Annotated in this window: 11 protein-coding genes and 2 pseudogenes; 9 read left to right on the forward strand and 4 right to left on the reverse strand. The window is 62.5% G+C overall.

The genetic code is table 11. From position 1 onward, the window contains the following. Nucleotides 1-86 precede the first annotated feature (86 nt). On the reverse strand, nt 87-992 hold the full coding sequence (gene bla, locus L8G49_RS18710) for a subclass B3 metallo-beta-lactamase (RefSeq protein WP_242187314.1): 906 nt from the start codon (nt 990-992) through the stop codon (nt 87-89). Between the two features lie 101 nt (nt 993-1093). On the opposite strand from bla, the gene L8G49_RS18715 reads away from it, so the two are divergent. Both L8G49_RS18715 and L8G49_RS18720 read left to right on the forward strand, forming a co-directional pair. Continuing rightward, nucleotides 1094-1960, forward strand: a complete 867-nt coding sequence (locus L8G49_RS18715; protein WP_242141155.1) for a LysR family transcriptional regulator — start codon at nt 1094-1096, stop codon at nt 1958-1960. 426 nt (nt 1961-2386) lie between these two features. Next, complete coding sequence (locus L8G49_RS18720) at nt 2387-3163, forward strand: glycoside hydrolase family 3 C-terminal domain-containing protein (protein WP_242187315.1); 777 nt, start codon at nt 2387-2389, stop codon at nt 3161-3163. A 700-nt stretch (nt 3164-3863) separates the two neighbouring features. Here L8G49_RS18720 and L8G49_RS18725 read toward each other — a convergent pair. Continuing rightward, complete coding sequence (locus L8G49_RS18725) at nt 3864-6791, reverse strand: TonB-dependent receptor (RefSeq protein ID WP_242187317.1); 2928 nt, start codon at nt 6789-6791, stop codon at nt 3864-3866. 525 nt (nt 6792-7316) lie between these two features. Here L8G49_RS18725 and agaR point away from each other — a divergent pair. Next, nucleotides 7317-8090 (forward strand): transcriptional repressor AgaR, encoded by a 774-nt coding sequence (gene agaR, locus L8G49_RS18730; RefSeq protein ID WP_242140195.1) that lies wholly within the window; start codon nt 7317-7319, stop codon nt 8088-8090. A gap of 53 nt (nt 8091-8143) precedes the next feature. Here the strand turns inward: agaR and L8G49_RS18735 are convergent, their stop codons facing one another. Next, nucleotides 8144-9253 carry an amidohydrolase family protein gene (locus L8G49_RS18735; RefSeq protein WP_242187318.1) on the reverse strand — a complete coding sequence of 370 codons (1110 nt, stop codon included), beginning with the start codon at nt 9251-9253 and terminating at the stop codon, nt 8144-8146. A gap of 146 nt (nt 9254-9399) precedes the next feature. On the opposite strand from L8G49_RS18735, the gene L8G49_RS18740 reads away from it, so the two are divergent. From L8G49_RS18740 to L8G49_RS18765, 6 genes and pseudogenes are all read left to right on the forward strand, one after another. Then, nucleotides 9400-11481 carry a glycoside hydrolase family 36 protein gene (locus L8G49_RS18740; protein ID WP_242187320.1) on the forward strand — a complete coding sequence of 694 codons (2082 nt, stop codon included), beginning with the start codon at nt 9400-9402 and terminating at the stop codon, nt 11479-11481. Continuing rightward, on the forward strand, nt 11478-12407 hold the full coding sequence (locus tag L8G49_RS18745; protein WP_242187321.1) for a DMT family transporter: 930 nt from the start codon (nt 11478-11480) through the stop codon (nt 12405-12407). The genes L8G49_RS18740 and L8G49_RS18745 overlap by 4 nt, the downstream gene beginning before the upstream one ends. 69 nt (nt 12408-12476) lie before the next feature. Beyond that, nucleotides 12477-13760 carry a D-tagatose-bisphosphate aldolase, class II, non-catalytic subunit gene (locus L8G49_RS18750; RefSeq protein WP_242140199.1) on the forward strand — a complete coding sequence of 428 codons (1284 nt, stop codon included), beginning with the start codon at nt 12477-12479 and terminating at the stop codon, nt 13758-13760. Further along, nucleotides 13753-14892 carry an SIS domain-containing protein gene (locus L8G49_RS18755; protein ID WP_242187323.1) on the forward strand — a complete coding sequence of 380 codons (1140 nt, stop codon included), beginning with the start codon at nt 13753-13755 and terminating at the stop codon, nt 14890-14892. The genes L8G49_RS18750 and L8G49_RS18755 overlap by 8 nt, the downstream gene beginning before the upstream one ends. After that, a complete protein-coding gene (locus L8G49_RS18760) occupies nt 14889-15827 on the forward strand; it encodes a BadF/BadG/BcrA/BcrD ATPase family protein (RefSeq protein WP_242187325.1) in 939 nt (312 codons plus the stop codon). The genes L8G49_RS18755 and L8G49_RS18760 overlap by 4 nt, the downstream gene beginning before the upstream one ends. A gap of 331 nt (nt 15828-16158) precedes the next feature. Beyond that, a pseudogene (locus L8G49_RS18765) lies at nt 16159-16573 on the forward strand (transposase); the annotation flags it as partial. Nucleotides 16574-16699: 126 nt separating this feature from the next. Here the strand turns inward: L8G49_RS18765 and L8G49_RS21130 are convergent. Further along, nucleotides 16700-17026: pseudogene (locus tag L8G49_RS21130) on the reverse strand (biotin/lipoyl-binding protein); the annotation flags it as partial. Nucleotides 17027-17177: the final 151 nt, after the last annotated feature.

Here is a 17177-nt window from a genome sequence, read left to right on the forward strand (position 1 = left end):
CCCGAATGGATGACAGAAACGGAGAAGCTGGAACCAGGTTACGAATGGGCGGCATTGGGTCGTATCCCTTCAACTCGACGAGCAAACTATTTTGCCTGGCCGGCCTTCTCGTCCGCGATCCGCTTCTCGAACAATGCCGCATATTTTTTCGCATAAATTCGGCAGGCTTTGTCGTCGATAAACGGATTAGGGATTCGCGATACCGCCAGCTTGCGCGCTTTGACATCGCCGTCGGACTGCCCGGGGTGCGGCGTCAGGAGGATGTTGCAGGGCAGCGCGCGTAAGGTGGCAAAGCTGCGGCGGAAGGCGTCGGCTTCTTCGGGATGTCCTGTGTAGCGATAGCCCGGCCCGGCGATCGGGTTAAGGCTGGAGGCAAAGACCGTGTTCAAACATCGATCGCCTTCGCAGGATCGCCACGTCCAACTCATGCTGCCGGGGGTGTGTCCGGCGGTAATATGAGGAGTCACGATGGTGTCGCCAAGGCGGATCGGCGTGCCGTCGGCAATGGCACGCACACGTCGGACGCCGGGGTATGCGACACCCCAGGCGATCTGCGGATCATCGGAATCGGGCTGCCCCGAGCGCAGCACGGCGGCGGCGGCGGCGCTGGCAATCACGGTCGCGCCACTGTCGCGGGCGAGGGCGGCGATGCCGCTGGCATGATCGAAATGCGGCTCGGTATTTAGGATCAGTTTCACGTCGGCAATGCGAAAACCGAGCCGGCGGATATTGGCCTCGATCGCGCGCACCCCTTGTGGCACCGCACCGTCAATCAGGATCAGACCGGCCGACGTCCGGATCAGAGCCACATTGAGCGCGCCAAAACCGACGAGATAGGTGTTGCCGTAAATGTGCAGAGGCGCTTGCGGCGTGATCCACGCAGCCGCGCCGGCGGGCTTGATCGGACGCAGCAGCGGATCGTCGGCATGAGAAATTCCGGGTGCGCAGACCATTCCCGCTAGACCAGCCATAGCCGCCATAAGTCGTTTCACGCCCAATCTCCCTTAGCTCTTAAAGTGGATGCGACAAAGATCGGTCATGGCGCAAAGCATCATATCTCGACAGAGGCATGAGTCCCGTTCATGCGTAACGAATGGACCGTGCCCACCTTCCTTTAAACGCGCTGCGCGCTTTCGAGGCGGCGGCGCGCCATCTCAACTTTACCCGCGCCGCGATCGAGCTGCGGGTCAGTCAAGGCGCGATCAGCCATCAGGTCGCGGCGCTCGAGCGGCGACTCGGCATGCCGCTGTTCCGCCGTTTGCCGCGCGGTCTGGCGTTGACCGACGAGGGCCATGCGCTCGTGCCGGTCGTCGCTGGCGCTTTCGATGCAATCGGCGCCACGCTCGACCGCTATGCCGGCGGGCGCCTGCGCGAAGTGCTGAGCGTGGGAGTCGTGGGTACGTTCGCGGGCGGTTGGCTCCTGCCTAGACTGACCGACTTCGGTCGAGCCCATCCACATGTCGATTTGCGGCTGATGACCAACAACAATCGCGTCGATCTTGCAGGCGAAGGTCTGGATCTGGCGATCCGCTTCGGTGACGGCGCCTGGCACGGCGTTCACGCAGAACCGATCCTTGACGCACCGCTGTCGCCTTTATGCACGCCCACCATGGCTGATCGCCTAACGATGCCCGAATCGTTGGCGCGCGAGACGTTGTTCCGGTCCTATCGGCCCGACGAATGGCCGTCCTGGTTCGCAGCGGCTGGTGTGCCACCGCCGCCGATCCGCGGACTGGTGTTCGACACATCGATCCTGATGGTTGCGGCCGCGAAGGCTGGGCTCGGTGTGGCCATCGCGCCGCCTGCGATGTTCGCGGACGATCTGACGACCGGGCGCCTCATCCAGCCGTTCGCGATCGAAATCACAACAGGGCGCTATTGGCTGACTCGGCTGATGACGCGGCAAGACACACCAGCGATGCGTGTCTTCAGAGAGTGGCTGATGGCGGCGGCGAGCTAGGATTCCATCCAACTCGCAATCCCTAAAGGCGGACCGACGACGATTTTCGCAGGGAGATGACCATTAGGCACCTATGCCGCCCGGGCGTTCATTGCGCCGGCAACTGCCGTTCAAACCATAATCGACAGCTTCGTTAGACCTTAACGAATGGCCGTAGTCGAGGAGCCGAAAAAGTGCAGTGAATGGCTGATTATAGGTCACGCTAAATCGCAAATCCAGAATCTGGCGAGGGAGCGATACGCGCGGCTTGGTGGCTGGCGTGCACCTTCGTCCAGGAATTGTTTACGTCACACTTGCGCAGCCTCGTATTGCTCGATACCTGCCCTCGTGTAGTAGACGCGCCCCACCTTTTCGTCGACGATGCAGTAACGCGGCCTGTTCGACAATCCCTATCGCTCGCTCGACCTTGCACGAGAGCAGCGCGACGTGCGCCTGCCGCGAGCGATCGCGCTCGCGCGCGAGGCGGCGGGCAAGTCGATCGTGCTGCTCAAGAATGACGGCGGCCTTCTGCCATTGGCGAGGTCGACCAATATCGCGCTGGTCGGCCCTTGCGTGTCTGACAAGGGCGATATGCCAGGGCCGTGGGCGAGCTTTCCAGATTTTACGACCTGCGTTACTCCAGAGGAGGGGTTTCGCGCCGCACTAGCGGCGGGCGCGACCCATCGCGTTGCACGCGGCGCAGATTACGAGGCGCCGCTCGCGGGTGGGATCGAGCAGGCGGTTTCCGCTGCGCGCGCGTCGGACGTAGTCGTGCTGGTGATTGGCGAAAGCGCGCGGATGTCGGGCGAGGCGCAGGCGCGCGTCGAAGTGACGATCCCCGAGGCGCAAATGGCACTAGCCGAAGCCGTCGCTGCGACCGGCAAACCGGTCATCGTGTTGCTGCGTCACGGGCGTGCGCTCGTGCTGAGCGGAGCGGTTCGCGCGGCGTCGGCCATTCTGGCCACCTGGTTCCTTGGCTCCGAGACGGGCCATGCGCTGGCCGATATCGTGTTCGGCGCCGTCGCGCCGCAGGGACGCCTGCCAGTTAGCTTCCCACAGAAATCAGGACAGGAACCGTTCTATTACGACCATCGCAGCACAGGTGGCCCACAACTCGGCGCGGACCCGGCATGGAAAGCGCGCTACAGGGAAGTGACAAACGAGGCACTTTATCCGTTCGGTTACGGGCCGGGATACTCAACCGCCAGCTACTCGCGCACCTAGGCCGAGCGAGTATTTATTGTCGGCCATTCCGGTCTCAACGGTATGCACCCCGTCCAGTGCGTCCTTGAAATCGCCGAAGGTCGGCAAGCCTTCTGGTCAAAGCCGCGGAAATAGAGACCACTGCGCGTTGCGAGCAGTGTGTCGCAGGGCGGGTAGATGCGCGTACCCGTTTCTAGGGTTCGCGCACGTTTCGCACGGCGCCCAGCTGTTCGCTTAGTATACCGATGCGTCGGAGAAGCCATAATTATGCACCGAAAGCCCCGCCCTGATCGCCGCTTCCCAAAGAAAGCGGCGATTGCGACGGTCATCATCGTCGCCATCCCCATCGGGCGTGTTGAGGAGGGCGGGGCCAGCGAGAAGATCGGGGTCGGATTAGAGGGCGGGGTTGGTTGCGCGGCGCTCGACCGCCGTCTACTGCTCGTAGACGAAGCGGTCTGTCTCCTCCGCCTCGTAGGCAAGGCCGCGTGCTGAGCGTTCTCGGCGCGCAGGTCGCGCGGCAAACCCGGCTGGAGGCCCCTGTGCAATGGCTTTCGCATCTCCGGCCGTGGATCGCCTGAAATTCGTGGCCGTGCTTCGCGGAAGTCAGGGGATGCTGCTTCCGGAACGCGCGCCTCAGTTGAGCGACGTTTAAGCGTGTTGAAGCAAGGCTTCACGGCATCCCCTCGCCCGGTATTAATCCGGGCGGGAGGACTAGATTCGTTCACAGCCGGGCACGCACGCCGAAGAAGAATGCACGACCGGTATATTCGTAAAAAGCCGGCACGTTGCTGTATGTCGAGTAGCGCTGCGTTGCCGAATCCAGGAGGTTCGACCCCTGCACATAGACGGTAAGCTGCGGCAGGATATCGTAGGAGATGCTGCTCGCCAGTTCATGATATGGCCGCTGCTTGATCGATAGCGTGTTGATGTAGCTGTATTGCGATGAAGTGAAGCTGGACTGATATTGATACGATACCGACGCGTTGATGCCGTGCTTTTCATAAAAGATCTTGGCATTGGCAGAAAAGGGCACGGCATCCTGCAGGTCGGTAGTCGGCAGGCCAGCGGTCTTTGCGCGGGAGCGGTTGTAAGTCGCGTTCGCTTGGAAACCCAGGCCGTTGTCAAAGAAATACTGGCCGCCGGCTTCGATGCCGTACACGGTCGCGCTGTCACCGTTAACATAGGTCAGTTCGGTGAACGGGAAGCTTGTCGGCGCTCCCGCCACCTGGTTGGTCGGGACCAGGTTGAACGCAACAGCCTGTGTGGTGACAAAGTTGGTGAGGTGTTTGTAAAATCCAGCCAAGGTCAGCGCGATGCGCCTATTGGGGTAATATTCGAACGAGATATCGCCCTGGTCCGCCGAAACCGGCTGGAGGTTCGGGTTGCCCGCATCGGTTACGACCGGGGTATTCGACTGCGCCGCCGAGTAATCCTTGGCTGACGACAGCTGCCCGAAGGTCGGCCGAGAGATCGCCTGGGAGGCCGCCAGACGTACTCGGAAGCCTTTGGCGATATCATAGGAGAAGTTCACCGAGGGCAGCAGGCGTTGATAACTGCCGCCGCCAGTGATCGGGGCGATCGGATTGAAGACGACATTGGCCGTGCCGACCCCGATCACCTGATAGCTCTGCACGGTCGCGCCATAGCCGAGCGAGTTCACGCTCGTATTCACGTAGCGAAGGCCAAAATCGCCTTTCCAGCGTGACCCGCCGACGTTCATCTGAACATAGGCGTTATAAGTCCGCTCGGTGATGGCATATGACGCGAGTTGATCCGGCACGACCTGTTGCGTGGCATAGCCTGTGGGGTAAGGCTGACCGGTGCGCGGATTAATGACGTTGGGGTTGTTCTCTGCCTTCGAAAGCGATGCTAGATACGTGTTGATGTCAAAGCTCGGGATCGCGCGCGGAAAGTTACCTGTTAGATTGGGGAGAATATTGGTAAATTCCGGCGACTGCACTACGTTCGCGCCGATCGCTGAAAAGGGGAAGGGATACCCACCGAAATTGTTGGCGGTGGTGTATTGGTTGTCGATAACGTCGACCGTTTTCTTCCGGTCGGTATAAGCGCCGCCGAATGCGATCGAGCGCAGCAGGCCGTTGTTCGCTTCGTATAGCAAATCGAGTTTTCCGCTGGTGCTGCGGTCGGCAATATTCTGGCCCTGGATGCCGATATAGTGGACACGCAGATCCTGGTTAGTGGCTTGATCGATCGAACGATTGGTAAGTGTGCCATCGGCGTTGGGGATTGTCAGGATGAGATCGGGCAGGCCGCCATCGCGTGTGGCTATCTGTGCGCTCGACCCGGGAATTCCCGCCACGACGAAGCGGTTCTGCCCACCGGTATTGTTGGTCGCCTTGCCGTAGGACAGGTCGGCGGCAACCTTCAAGTTAGCCAGCGGTCTCCAGTCGACATGCCCGCCGACTTGATACGTCACCGAGTTGCGCGGCTCGTCGGTCGCCAGTACATCGATCGTTGCGGGATTGACGGTATAGTTGGTGAGAACCTTGTTGCTGTCGATCTTCACGTTGTTGAGATCGTAGCGCACGCTGCCATCGTCGGCAAACGGCGTCAGTCCGACCGAAACGCGGTGGTTGTGCTCAGTATCGGTATAGTTGCTGTAAATGCCATCAAGGCGTAGCTCGAAACTGTCGGAAGGCTTCCATTGATAGGCGGTCGATCCACCCCAACGTTGCCGCTCGCCGAGCACATAGCCTACGCTGTAAAAGTACGGTTCGATTACGCCACCGCCGTTCGGCGCATTAATGACGCTGCGCTGGCCGTTCGGCGACGTTGCGATATCGTAAACGTCGTTGCTGGAATATTCTCCGAGATTGTCGGTACGGAACTTGTATTTGTTGTATGTGCCGGAAATCAGGAAGCCCATCGTATCGTGGGCAAAGGTGGTGCTAACCACGCCCGACGCCTTGATGCCGCCCTTCTCCGCAAACTGATTATACTGTCCTTCGAGCGAGCCGGCGGCGTGGAAGCCGCGATGGTCGAACGGGCGCGACGTGCGTAAGTCGATATTGCCGCCGATGCTGCCCTCGAGCTGGGAGGCTTGTGCGGCTTTCTGAATTTCAGCGCCGGAAATCACTTCCGACGGCAGTACGTCGAACGCGAAGGAGCGGTCCGGACCATCAGTCGGCAAAACACGGCCGTTGAGCGTGGTAAGCGCGAAATTTTCGCCGAGCCCGCGGACCGTGACGCTGCGCCCTTCGCCGCGACCGTCGCGACCGACCGTCACGCCTGGGATGTTGGACAGGGCCTCCGCCACGTTGCGGTTGGGGAACTTGCCAAGTTCTTCCGCCGAGATCGCATCGACGATAGTCGAGGCGTCGCGCTTGGTGTCGATCGAGCGCAGCAAACTCCCGCGTACGCCGCGAACGACGATGTCAGGGCCTCCCGTTCCGATTTCCGCCGTGGTCGCCTCGCCGCCGGTTCCAGGGCCGGACTGGATCGTCGAACCGGAGTTCACTTGATCGGTGGGCGCCCCGGCAACCGGACCGCGTTGAGGAGTCTGACTGGTCGACGCGTTAGTAGGAACATCTTGCGGTTGCGTTTGCGCGAAGGCGTGCGACCCGGCGACTAGCGCGGTCAAGCTGACACCTGCACGCACGAGATGCCGCCAGCGGTTAAGATCGACCATGCTAGTCCCCTCTATAAAATCCACGAGCCATGCCTGACGATGAACACTTTGTTGCGCTTTGCTACCCCGGGGCAGTTTTAAATGTCAAACGCTTTGAAACGAAACTTACCTATGTGATATTTTTGCTGCTCCGCATCCTGATCGAAGAGGCTTGTGGATGCAGGGCGGGGCTATTTCGACGAACTGAAGGATAGTTCGGCTACAACGGACGCGAAGGTTTCGGTTCGCTTCGCTTGCTTGCAACCACCCCATTTTCTGATAGCTCAGGGCGCGGCGGAACGGCGCTGCTTGTCGGGGAGGAATATTCCATTGCGACATCGCTGACGCGCGCTGGAGCGTGGTACGTACCGTTGCCACGGCTACTCTCGTTGGCAGCACCGCCGCCGCCGGCGGTCGGACGTTTTAAGGCGACCGTAGTTGTCGCGCTAACGCCCGCCACAAATGCACCGTAACGAAACGTAAGTGTGATTGAAGCAAGCAGGCGGCGCTGATACCGCAACAGCTTCCGGGAAAGGGAATGAAGACATGATCCGGGACACGAGTGAACGGCGGCAACGGATCAGCACGCTGGTGCGTGAACGGGGCAGCGTTCAGGTCGCGCCGCTTGCTGAAAGTTTCGGCGTTTCGATGCAGACGATCCGTAAGGATCTGCGGTTCCTCGCGACGCGCGGCGTTATGGAACGCTCCTATGGCGGCGCGATCAGTGCGGACGCGGTCAACGTCACCGCCGAACCGCCGGTCGAGGTCAAACGGTCTAGCCATGCCGACGAAAAGATACGGATCGGCAAGCTTGCTGCCGCAATGGTCGCGCCGGGCGAGTCGATCGTGCTTGATTCGGGCACCACGACCTTACAGATCGCGCGGTTCCTGCCTGATGACGAGGATATCACCGTCCTCACCAACGATCTCGATATCCTGTCGGTGCTCGCGGCCAAGGAACATCTCAATATCGTAATGCTCGGCGGCATGTTGCGCCGCAAGAACCGCGCTTTTTACGGTGCTCAGACGCTTGCGGCATTGGAGCATCTGCGCGTCGACAAACTGTTCCTGGGTGTTGACGGCTTCGATATCGAATGTGGCATCACGACGCATTACGAGCCCGAAGCGATGCTCAACCGGAAGATGGTCGAGGCGGCGCGCGAGGTCATCGCAGTGACCGACGCCTCGAAATTTGGCCGCGTCTGCCTGCATCGTATCGTTACGGTCGAGAATATCCATCATCTCGTGACTGACGGCCCGGTGCCAGGCGGCATTCGCTTGGCGTCCCAGCGGCTGGGGTTCGACGTTCGGGAGGCGTGACGCCAAATGCGGCCGGGTCGCCCGGGGACCGGCCTCGAGCGACGGCATCGGCGTCAACCCTTCAGATGAAAGAAGCGGCGCGCATTGGTGTAATAGAGCTTGTCTATGACACCGCGCGGTAAGGCGAGGCCACGCGCATCGGCCTTGATCGCCGGTACCGGCTGCGACAGCGCAGTCGCGAGGTAGCGCCAATCGGAGCGCCATGCATCGTCGGCTTCCTTCTTGAAATTGCCAGTCGCGGGCGGGTTCTGCGCCCGTGCGTTGGGATCGATCGGGCTGTCGGTCAGGTCGGTCCCGTACATCAACCGATCCTGGTATTTCAGGAAAAAGCCGCGCACCTTGGCGGGGTTGGCATTGGACTGAACCTGGACCTGCGTCATTCGGGCGGCGAGATCGACCATAGCGTTGGGATTGCGATCGAGGAAGCGTGCGAGCTCGTCGACACTCCATTCCAGGCTCGCCATGTGAGCCCCGTCGAACGCGAGCTTGGGATGCTGCGCCACGAAGCGGTCGCGCGCCGCCATCAGCTCTTCGTAGCTTGGTTCTTCGGGGTGCTTGAACATGTAATATTCGGGGTGCTCGCTGAAGTAGCTGCGATCATTCTCCGTCGTCATTTGATCGAGCGGCAGCCAGCAATTCTTGGGCTCGCCCTGATGCGCGATCAGTGGCAGGCCACGCGCCTGAATATGCGCCATCACAGGGTCGAAGCGCGGATCGTCGAGAAACACCCGTTTGCCTGCGGAGTCCTTGGCAATCATGCCGATGTTCTTCCACACCTTCACTGCCACTGCTCCATGCGCGAAGCCCGCATCGACGGCGCGTTCCGCCTGCGTGGTCCAGCTCTTGGTGCCGAAGCCCTGCATCGAGAAGGTCGTGGCGAAGTGGAAATGCTTCGGATCGGCGGCATGCATCTCATAGGCGATGGCTGCCTGTTTGGCGAGCGGCGGAAAGTCGGGATAATCGACGTTGATCGACAAGAGCTCGAACCCGTCCTTGCGTGCGATCTCGGCGAAGTCGGTGCTGTCGCGATTGGCGTGAACGTGTGCGTCGAGCTTCGCGACCCTGGCAAAGTCGGCTTCGGTGTAGAGGGAGGGCGCGGGTGCGGCGCCGATCAGCGCAAGCGTGGCCGTCGCTGCGAACAAAGCCGAAAATGTGCGCATCATACTCTCCAAAGGAAACGTAACGAAATTGATCTTATGTTGCGTTTTGGTTTGCGCAAGCGATAACGATCAGGCACATCTCGTCCGGGACTGCTCGTCGTGCGATGCGGCAGCCACGTTTAGGGGAGGCTGATCTGCCCAGTTTCATCATGTCGCGCCGGCGGCTCCTTGCCCGACTGTCCGGCACCGCCGCCGCTTTGTTCTTTGCGCCGCCCTTCGTTGCGCGGGTCGCGGCCAAGGGCGCGCCCGCCGTGCGGATGAGCGACGGCACGCTCACACTCGAGTTCGACTCCGGCCTGCATTCGCGCATTTCGCATGGGAACATGGTGCTGACCGCGATGGAACCGGGCGAGGCAATTCGATTGGGCGATAGGGTGGTCGATCACTTCCTGCTCCTCGATCAGACAGGCGGGCCGATTTCGGGCGTGCATGGTCCGGGGCGAGCCCATCATCTGCGCGGTACCGCGGGCGGAGCGGTCGAAAAGCGCGTTTCGGTCACGTTCCTCGACCGCTATCCCGGTCTCGCCTTGCTCGACATCAGCTATGGCAATACCGGTGATGCACCGCTTTCCGTCACTGGCTGGCAGGCCGCGACGCACGATCTGCTCTCGCACCCCGACGGTGCGTGGAGTTTCTCGGGCGCCTCCTACCCGGACCGGCGTGACTGGGTACAGCGCGTCGTGCCAGGCTTCGGCCAGCGCAATTTCATGGGCATGAACGCGGCAGATTATGGCGGCGGAACGCCGGTCGCGGTGGTGTGGCGGCGTGATGCAGGGCTTGCAGTGGGGCATATCGACACCGTGCCTCGGCTCGTGTCGCTGCCGGTTGCTGGCCAGCCGACCGGTACGCGCATCGCGATCGCGGGCGACCAACCCGTAATGCTCGCACCGGGTGCGACGCTCGAGCTCCCGCCGGTATTCGTGATGGTACACCAAGGTGATCACTTCCGTCCGCTCGATGCTTATCGCCGGCTCATGGCCGAGCGCGGCCTCAAGGCGCCCGTAATTCCCGAGCCGAGCTACGCGCCGGTGTGGTGCGCCTGGGGGTATGGGCGAGACTTCTCCATCGCTGAAGTGCTCACCGCAATGGGCAAGGCCAAAGAGATTGGCCTCGAATGGGCCGTGCTCGACGACGGCTGGCAGACGTCGGAAGGCGACTGGAAGCTCAACCGCAAGAAATTCCCGCGCGGCGATGCCGACATGAAGGCGTTCGCCGACCAGATCAAGGCGGGAGGAATGCGACCGCGGTTGTGGCTCGCCCCGCTTGCGGCCGATCCGGGCACTGATCTGCTGCGCGATCATCCCGACATGTTGCTGCTCGACAAGAATGGCGCGGCGCAGAATGTCAGCTTCTGGGATGCGTTTACCTTGTGCCCGGCCTATCCGCCGGTGGTCGACTATTTCCGCGGACAGATACGACGCATTCTTGGCGATTGGGGGTTCGAGGGGCTGAAGCTCGATGGCCAGCATCTGAACGGCGTGGCGCCCTGTTACAACCCGGCACACAATCACGCCCGCCCCGAGGAATCCTACGAGAAGCTGCAGGAATTCTGGAAGGCACTGTATCAGGAGGCGATGACGATCAACCCGAATGCGGTGATCGAGATCTGCCCATGCGGCGACTCCTTCGCATTCCACAACATCGCCGGCATGAACCATACGCCGGCATCGGATCCGACCTCGTCGTGGCAGATCCGGCTCAAGGGGAAGACCTTCAAGGCAATGATGGGGCCATCCGCGCCGTTCGCGGGCGACCATGTCGAACTCAGCGACCGCCACAATGATTTCGCTACCCATTATGGGATCGGCGCGATCGTTTCGACCAAATTTACCTGGCCGCACGACCCGGTCAACACGGTCGATCCGCTGCCGCCCGGCGGCATTGCCCTGACGCCCGACCGCGAGGTGCTGTGGCGCAAGTGGATCGCGCTGTACCGCGCCAACATGCTGCCCAAGGGCGAGTATCTTGGGGGCCTGTACGACATCGGCTTCGACAAGCCCGAGGGCCATGCGATCCGCGCCGGCGGGCAGATGCATTATGCCTTCTACGCGGACAGCTGGGCCGGACCGGTCACGCTGCGTGGTCTGGCGTCCGGGCGGCATCGCTTGACCGACAGTTTCACCGGCCGCTCGCTCGGCACCGTCAGCGGCCCCGTGGCTACCATTCCGGGGCGCTTCGAGCATTTCCTTCTCGTCGCTGCCACACCGATCCAGGAAAACACCGCGACATGAGCATGAACACGATGCCCGGCAGCCGCACTTGGCTATTGAACGCTTTGGCAACGGTTGTCCTGTGGGGGATCTGGGGCGCGTTTTCCGGCCTGTCACCGCAGCACGGCTTTCCCGAGACCCTGGTCTACTGTGTGTGGGCGCTGACGATGGTTCCGCCGGCGCTGATCGTACTGGCTCAGGCCAGGTGGAGGCTCGATACCAACCCGCGCGCCATCGCTTACGGTCTTACCGTCGGCCTACTTGGCGCAGGAGGGCAGATGGTGCTGTTCTACGCCGTCACGCGCGGTCCGGCCTACCTGATCTTCCCGGTCATCTCGCTCTCGCCAGTGGTGACGATCGCACTCTCGTTCCTCTTCATGGGCGAGCGCACCGGGCGCCTTGGTGCGGTCGGCATCGTGCTGGCACTGCTCGCTTTGCCGACATTCGATTTTGCGCCGGGCGGTGACACCTCGGGCGGCACATGGCTGTGGATGGCACTGGTCGTCATGGCTTGTTGGGGGCTTCAGGCCTACTTCATGAAGTCGGCCAACCACGTGATGTCTGGCGAAAGCATCTTCTTTTACATGACCGTGACCGGGCTCGCCCTCGTGCCCGTCGCGCTGACGCTGACTGATTTCAGCCGCGCGATCAACTACGGAGCCGACGGCCCGTGGCTGGCGGCAGGGATCCAGGTGCTCAACGCGATCGGCGCGCTGACCCTCGTTTTCGCGTTTCGCTATGGGAAGGCGATCATCGTTGCGCCGCTGACCAACGCCGGCGCGCCGCTGGCTACTGCAATCATCTCGCTGGTCGCGCTTGGCGTGATGCCGGGTTCGATCAAGCTGGTAGGAATCGGCCTCGCGCTGGCCGCCTCGCTGATGCTCGCGTTTGAACCAGATTCGGTTGACGACGAGGAGATTGCATCCGAAGCCTTCGCATCTCAGTAGATTTCGTTTTGCTTCGCTTCGTTGCGAACCACGCGATATCGCGCTACAAAGTGGCGACAGGAGAATTTGGTGCAATTGATTCGAAACATCGTCGCACGACATAAACAGGGCGAGACCATCGGTGTGACGTCGGTCTGCTCGGCGCACCCTCTGGTCATTGAAGCGACGTTCGCGCACGCGCTTCGGCATGATACGGCCGTGGTGCTGATCGAAGCCACCTCGAACCAGGTAAATCAGGACGGCGGCTATACCGGTATGCGACCGGCCGACTTTCGCGTGTTCGTCGAGGGTATTGCCGACCGGCTCAGTTTCCCGCTGGAACGGCTCGCGCTCGGCGGCGATCATCTCGGGCCCAATGCGTGGGCCAGTCTGCCGGCCGAGAACGCGATGGCCAAGGCTGAAGTCATGGTTGCCGACTATGTTCGCGCGGGATTTACCAAGATCCATCTCGATTGCTCGATGTCGTGTGCCGACGATCCGACGCCGCTGCCCGAGACGCTGATCGCCGAGCGCGCCGCGCGCTTATGCCGTGCGGCTGAGAACGCCTTTGGCGGTGATCCTGCTGATGCTCCGGTTTATGTGATCGGAACCGAAGTCCCCGTGCCCGGCGGCGCGGCGGAGGATCTCGACACCCTTGCGCTGACTACGCCCGAGGCGGCGCTGGCGACGCTCGACATGCACCGTAGCTTGTTCATCGAGAGCGGTCTGGCCAGCGCGTGGGATCGGGTGATCGCCACCGTCGTTCAGCCCGGGGTCGAATTCGACCACATGAAGGTCGTCGATTACCGACCGGAAGCCGCGGTCGGGCTCAGCGCCGCAATCGTGCCGGTCGACCATGTCGTGTTCGAGGCGCATTCGACCGATTATCAGACCGCGGCAGCGTTACAGGCTTTGGTGCGCGACCATTTCGCGATCCTCAAGGTCGGCCCTGGCGTCACCTTCGCGTTGCGCGAAGCCTTGTGGGGCCTTGACGCGATCGAGCGTGAGACCGTCGCGTCAGGCGAACGCGCAACCCTTCGCGACGTCGCCATGACGCGGATGAAGGCCGAACCGGGCAACTGGCGCAAATATTATCACGAGACGGGCACCGCGCTCGATCTGCAGCTTCAATACAGCCTGAGCGACCGCATCCGCTATTATTGGCCCGACCCAGCAATCGTCGCTGCGCAAGCCAAACTGTTCGACAACCTTCGCGCGCACGTACCGCCGCTGCCGTTGCTCAGCCAATATCTTCCCGTCGCTTATGCCGCCGTTCGCGCGGGCACCGCAACGCTCGATCCAGTTGATCTGATCGTCGCGCAGATCGCCGCGACGCTCGACGCCTATCATGGAGCCTGTTTCCCCAATGTCTGACGCTCTGGTTGCCCCCATCCGGCCAATTGCCACCGACGACAGCTGGACCCGGCGCGAAATCCTGCAACAGCCGACGACGCTGCGTGCGACCCAGGCAGTGCTTGAGGCTACGCGCGCCGAGATCCTCGCGTTTCTCGCGCCGCTGCTTGCCCAAGCCGATCTGAGCATCATGCTGTGCGGCGCGGGGACGTCGGCGTTCATCGGCGAGTGCCTCGCGCCGTGGCTGACCGCGACGCTAGGCCGTCCGGTTGAGGCGGTGGCAACGACCAACATCGTCGGTGCGCCCCATCTGTATCTAAACTCGAAAAGACCCACCCTGATGGTGTCGTTCGGTCGGTCGGGCAACAGCCCGGAAAGCATCGCGGCGGTCGAGCTGGCCAATGCGCGAGTGTCGGTACGGCACCTCGTCATCACCTGCAATCCGGATGGCGCCTTGTCGCGCATGGCCGGCGCGAACGGCCATGTCATCCTGTTGCCGGAGGAAACCCACGATCGCGCATTCGCGATGACGTCTAGCTTCAGCGCAATGATGCTCGCCGCGCTCGCGATCTTCACCGGAGTCGAGATGATGCACGACCGGGTCGCCGCGATTGCGGATGCGGTCGCCGCAACGATCGTGCGATCGGATCGCTTGGCGGAAGCCCTTGCTGCCCAGGACTTCGATCGCGTGGTGTATCTCGGCAGCGGCGTCTTCGAAGGGCTCGCGCGCGAGGCGGCGCTGAAACTGCTCGAACTGACCGACGGAGCGATCCCGACCGCGTTCGATACCGCACTCGGCTTCCGGCACGGCCCAAAGACGATCGTCACGACGCGCACGCTGGTTGTCGTGTTCGTTTCGAACGACCCGCTGACCCGACTCTACGACGTCGACATGATCGAGGAATTACGCGCCGACGGGCGTTGCGCCGCGGTGTTGCCAATCGTGGCGCGCGACGGCACCGCCGGTGCGTTGCTGGTGGAGGGCGCCAGCACGCTGGCGGACGCCGATCTGCTGTTTCCCTACATCGTTCCCGCCCAGCTGTTCGGGTTGCATTGCTCGCTCCGGCTGGGCCGGACGCCGGACCAGCCCAATGCCAGCGGCACCGTCAACCGCGTCGTGCAGGGCGTGCGCATCCATACGCCCGCCGCATGACGTTCTTCCTCGGCGTCGATGGCGGCGGCACCAAGACCGAATTCGTATGTATCGATGCCTCAGGCACGGTTGTCGCGCGCGCGCTGACGGGGACGACCTATCATCTCCAGGTCGGCGTTGACGTAGCGGTGGCCCGGATCGGGGAAGGCGTCGCCGCGATCTGTCATCAGCTCGGCACGACATCGGCCGAGTTGGCCTATGCCTTTTTCGGGCTGCCGGCTTACGGCGAGGATGCGGTGATCGATCCGTTGCTTCATGCCGCCTGCAGCGGCGTTCTTGGTCATGACCGCTACGTTTGCGACAACGACATGGTATGCGGCTGGGCGGGCTCGCTGGGCTGTGCCGACGGGATCAACCTGGTCGCGGGCACCGGCTCGATCGGCTATGGGGAGCGGCAGGGCCTCAAGGCCCGTGCAGGCGGTTGGGGAGAGATGTTCAGCGACGAAGGCTCGGCCTATTGGATCGCGATCCAGGGCCTGAACGCTTTTTCGCGGATGAGCGATGGGCGCCTCTCGCGTGGCGCTTTGCATGGAGCGTTCATCGATGCGCTGGGACTTGTCGACGATCTCGACATCTGCGCACGCGTGATGGGTAAGGCGGGCATGACCCGCGACGGTATAGCCGGCCTCGCGCCGCTCGTCTCGCAGGCGGCCGAGCTCGGCGATGCGATGGCGGCGGACATTCTCGATCGCGCAGGGGCGGAGCTCGCCGCCATCGCGCAGGCGCTACGGCGTCAACTCCGCTTCGCCGAAGAGGAGGTGGTACTCCTGTCCTGGTCCGGTGGCGTCCTGACCAACCAAGAAGCTGTGCAGGCGGCACTTGGCCGTCATCTGCGGGACTACGGACTGTACGAGATCGTAGCGCCACGCCACGCGCCCGGGATGGGCGCGGCGCTCTATGCCGCTATGCTCGAGCGATCAGCGCGAGGAACGTAGTGGTTCTAGTGTCGCGCTCCGGGGCGATCGAGGTTGAGATCGCCCTACGCAAGGCGCCGGAACACCAGGCGAAGAGCTTCGCCGATCCTGCCGGGTCGGGCATGCTATGCGCAACGCTCTGCCCACAGCTCGGCCGCCCATGGGCAGTTTCATTTTCAAGCTGCCAAAGTACCTTTTTCTCAATTTCAGGCGCTCTGGGCGCTGGGCCGAGCGTTGGCCTGCTTCCCAGAAATCAGGCTCCTGGTAGGTAGCTCGTCAGATGGAGACTGACGTGACCCCCTTTTTTCCTCCAGCTGGAGCTATAGTCCGCCCCGGAAGTAGGGACGGACAGATGAAGCGGAAGCAGTTTTCGGAAGAACAGATCATCGGCATACTGAAGGAAGCCGCAGCGGGCGCGGTCGTGACGGATCTGTGCCGGCGACACGGTAGTCGAGCGCGACCTATTACGCGTGGAAGGCCAAGTCTGGGGGCCTGGAGGTGTCCGATGCGAAGCGGCTGCGGGCGCTCGAGGAGGAGAACGCCCGGCTCAAGCGGCTGCTGGCGGACACGATGCTCGACAACGCAGGTCTGAAGGACCTGCCGTCAAAAAAATGGTGACGCCTGCCGCGAAGCGGGAAGCGGTCGCACATCTCCAGACGGCGCTGGGGATGAGCGAGCGGTGGGCGTGCAAGGTCGTGGGGGCGGATCGCAAAAGCATGCGATATCGTTCGTGCCGGGCAGATGATGGCGACCTGCGGTCGCGTTTGGCCCGCCGCGGCGATGACATCGTCCTTGTCCTGCTTGCTCACCGCCTCGATCTCGGTCAGCCGGCCATAGCGCGCCGCCTTGGCGGTCGCGGTCACGGCATTGGCCTGCGCGTTGGCCAGCGATGCCGCCGCCTGCTGGACGGTCGCGCGGTAGAGCGACGGGTCGATCTGGTAGAGGGGCTGCCCCGCCTTCACGAGCGCGCCTTCGGTGAACAGCCGTGCCTTGATCAGCCCCGAAATCTGCGGCCGGACTTCCGACGACATGAACGCCGCGGTCCGCCCGGGGAGCTCGGTCGAGAGCGTCACCGACCCGGCGGCCAACGTCACCACGCCGACCTCGGGCGTCGGCATCGCGGGCGGCCCTGCCTGCTTGCCGCACGCGCCGAGCCCCAGCAGCAGCGGCGCGACAAGCAAGGCAGCCGAGCGGGCTGGCATCGAACGGGGCATCGTCATCTCCGGGGCAGTCGACCGCGCTGTCACACCTGCGCAGCGTGCCCTGCACCTCGCCGGAGGGTGCAAACAGGCAAGGTTGATGTCGCGACCAGTGGATCGGTATTGCCGTGTAGCCGCGCACGACGCGGTGTATCGACGTGTATCAGCGCCC

It is taken from the genome of Sphingomonas sp. CARO-RG-8B-R24-01, from assembly GCF_022662295.1.
Classification (GTDB): domain Bacteria; phylum Pseudomonadota; class Alphaproteobacteria; order Sphingomonadales; family Sphingomonadaceae; genus Sphingomonas.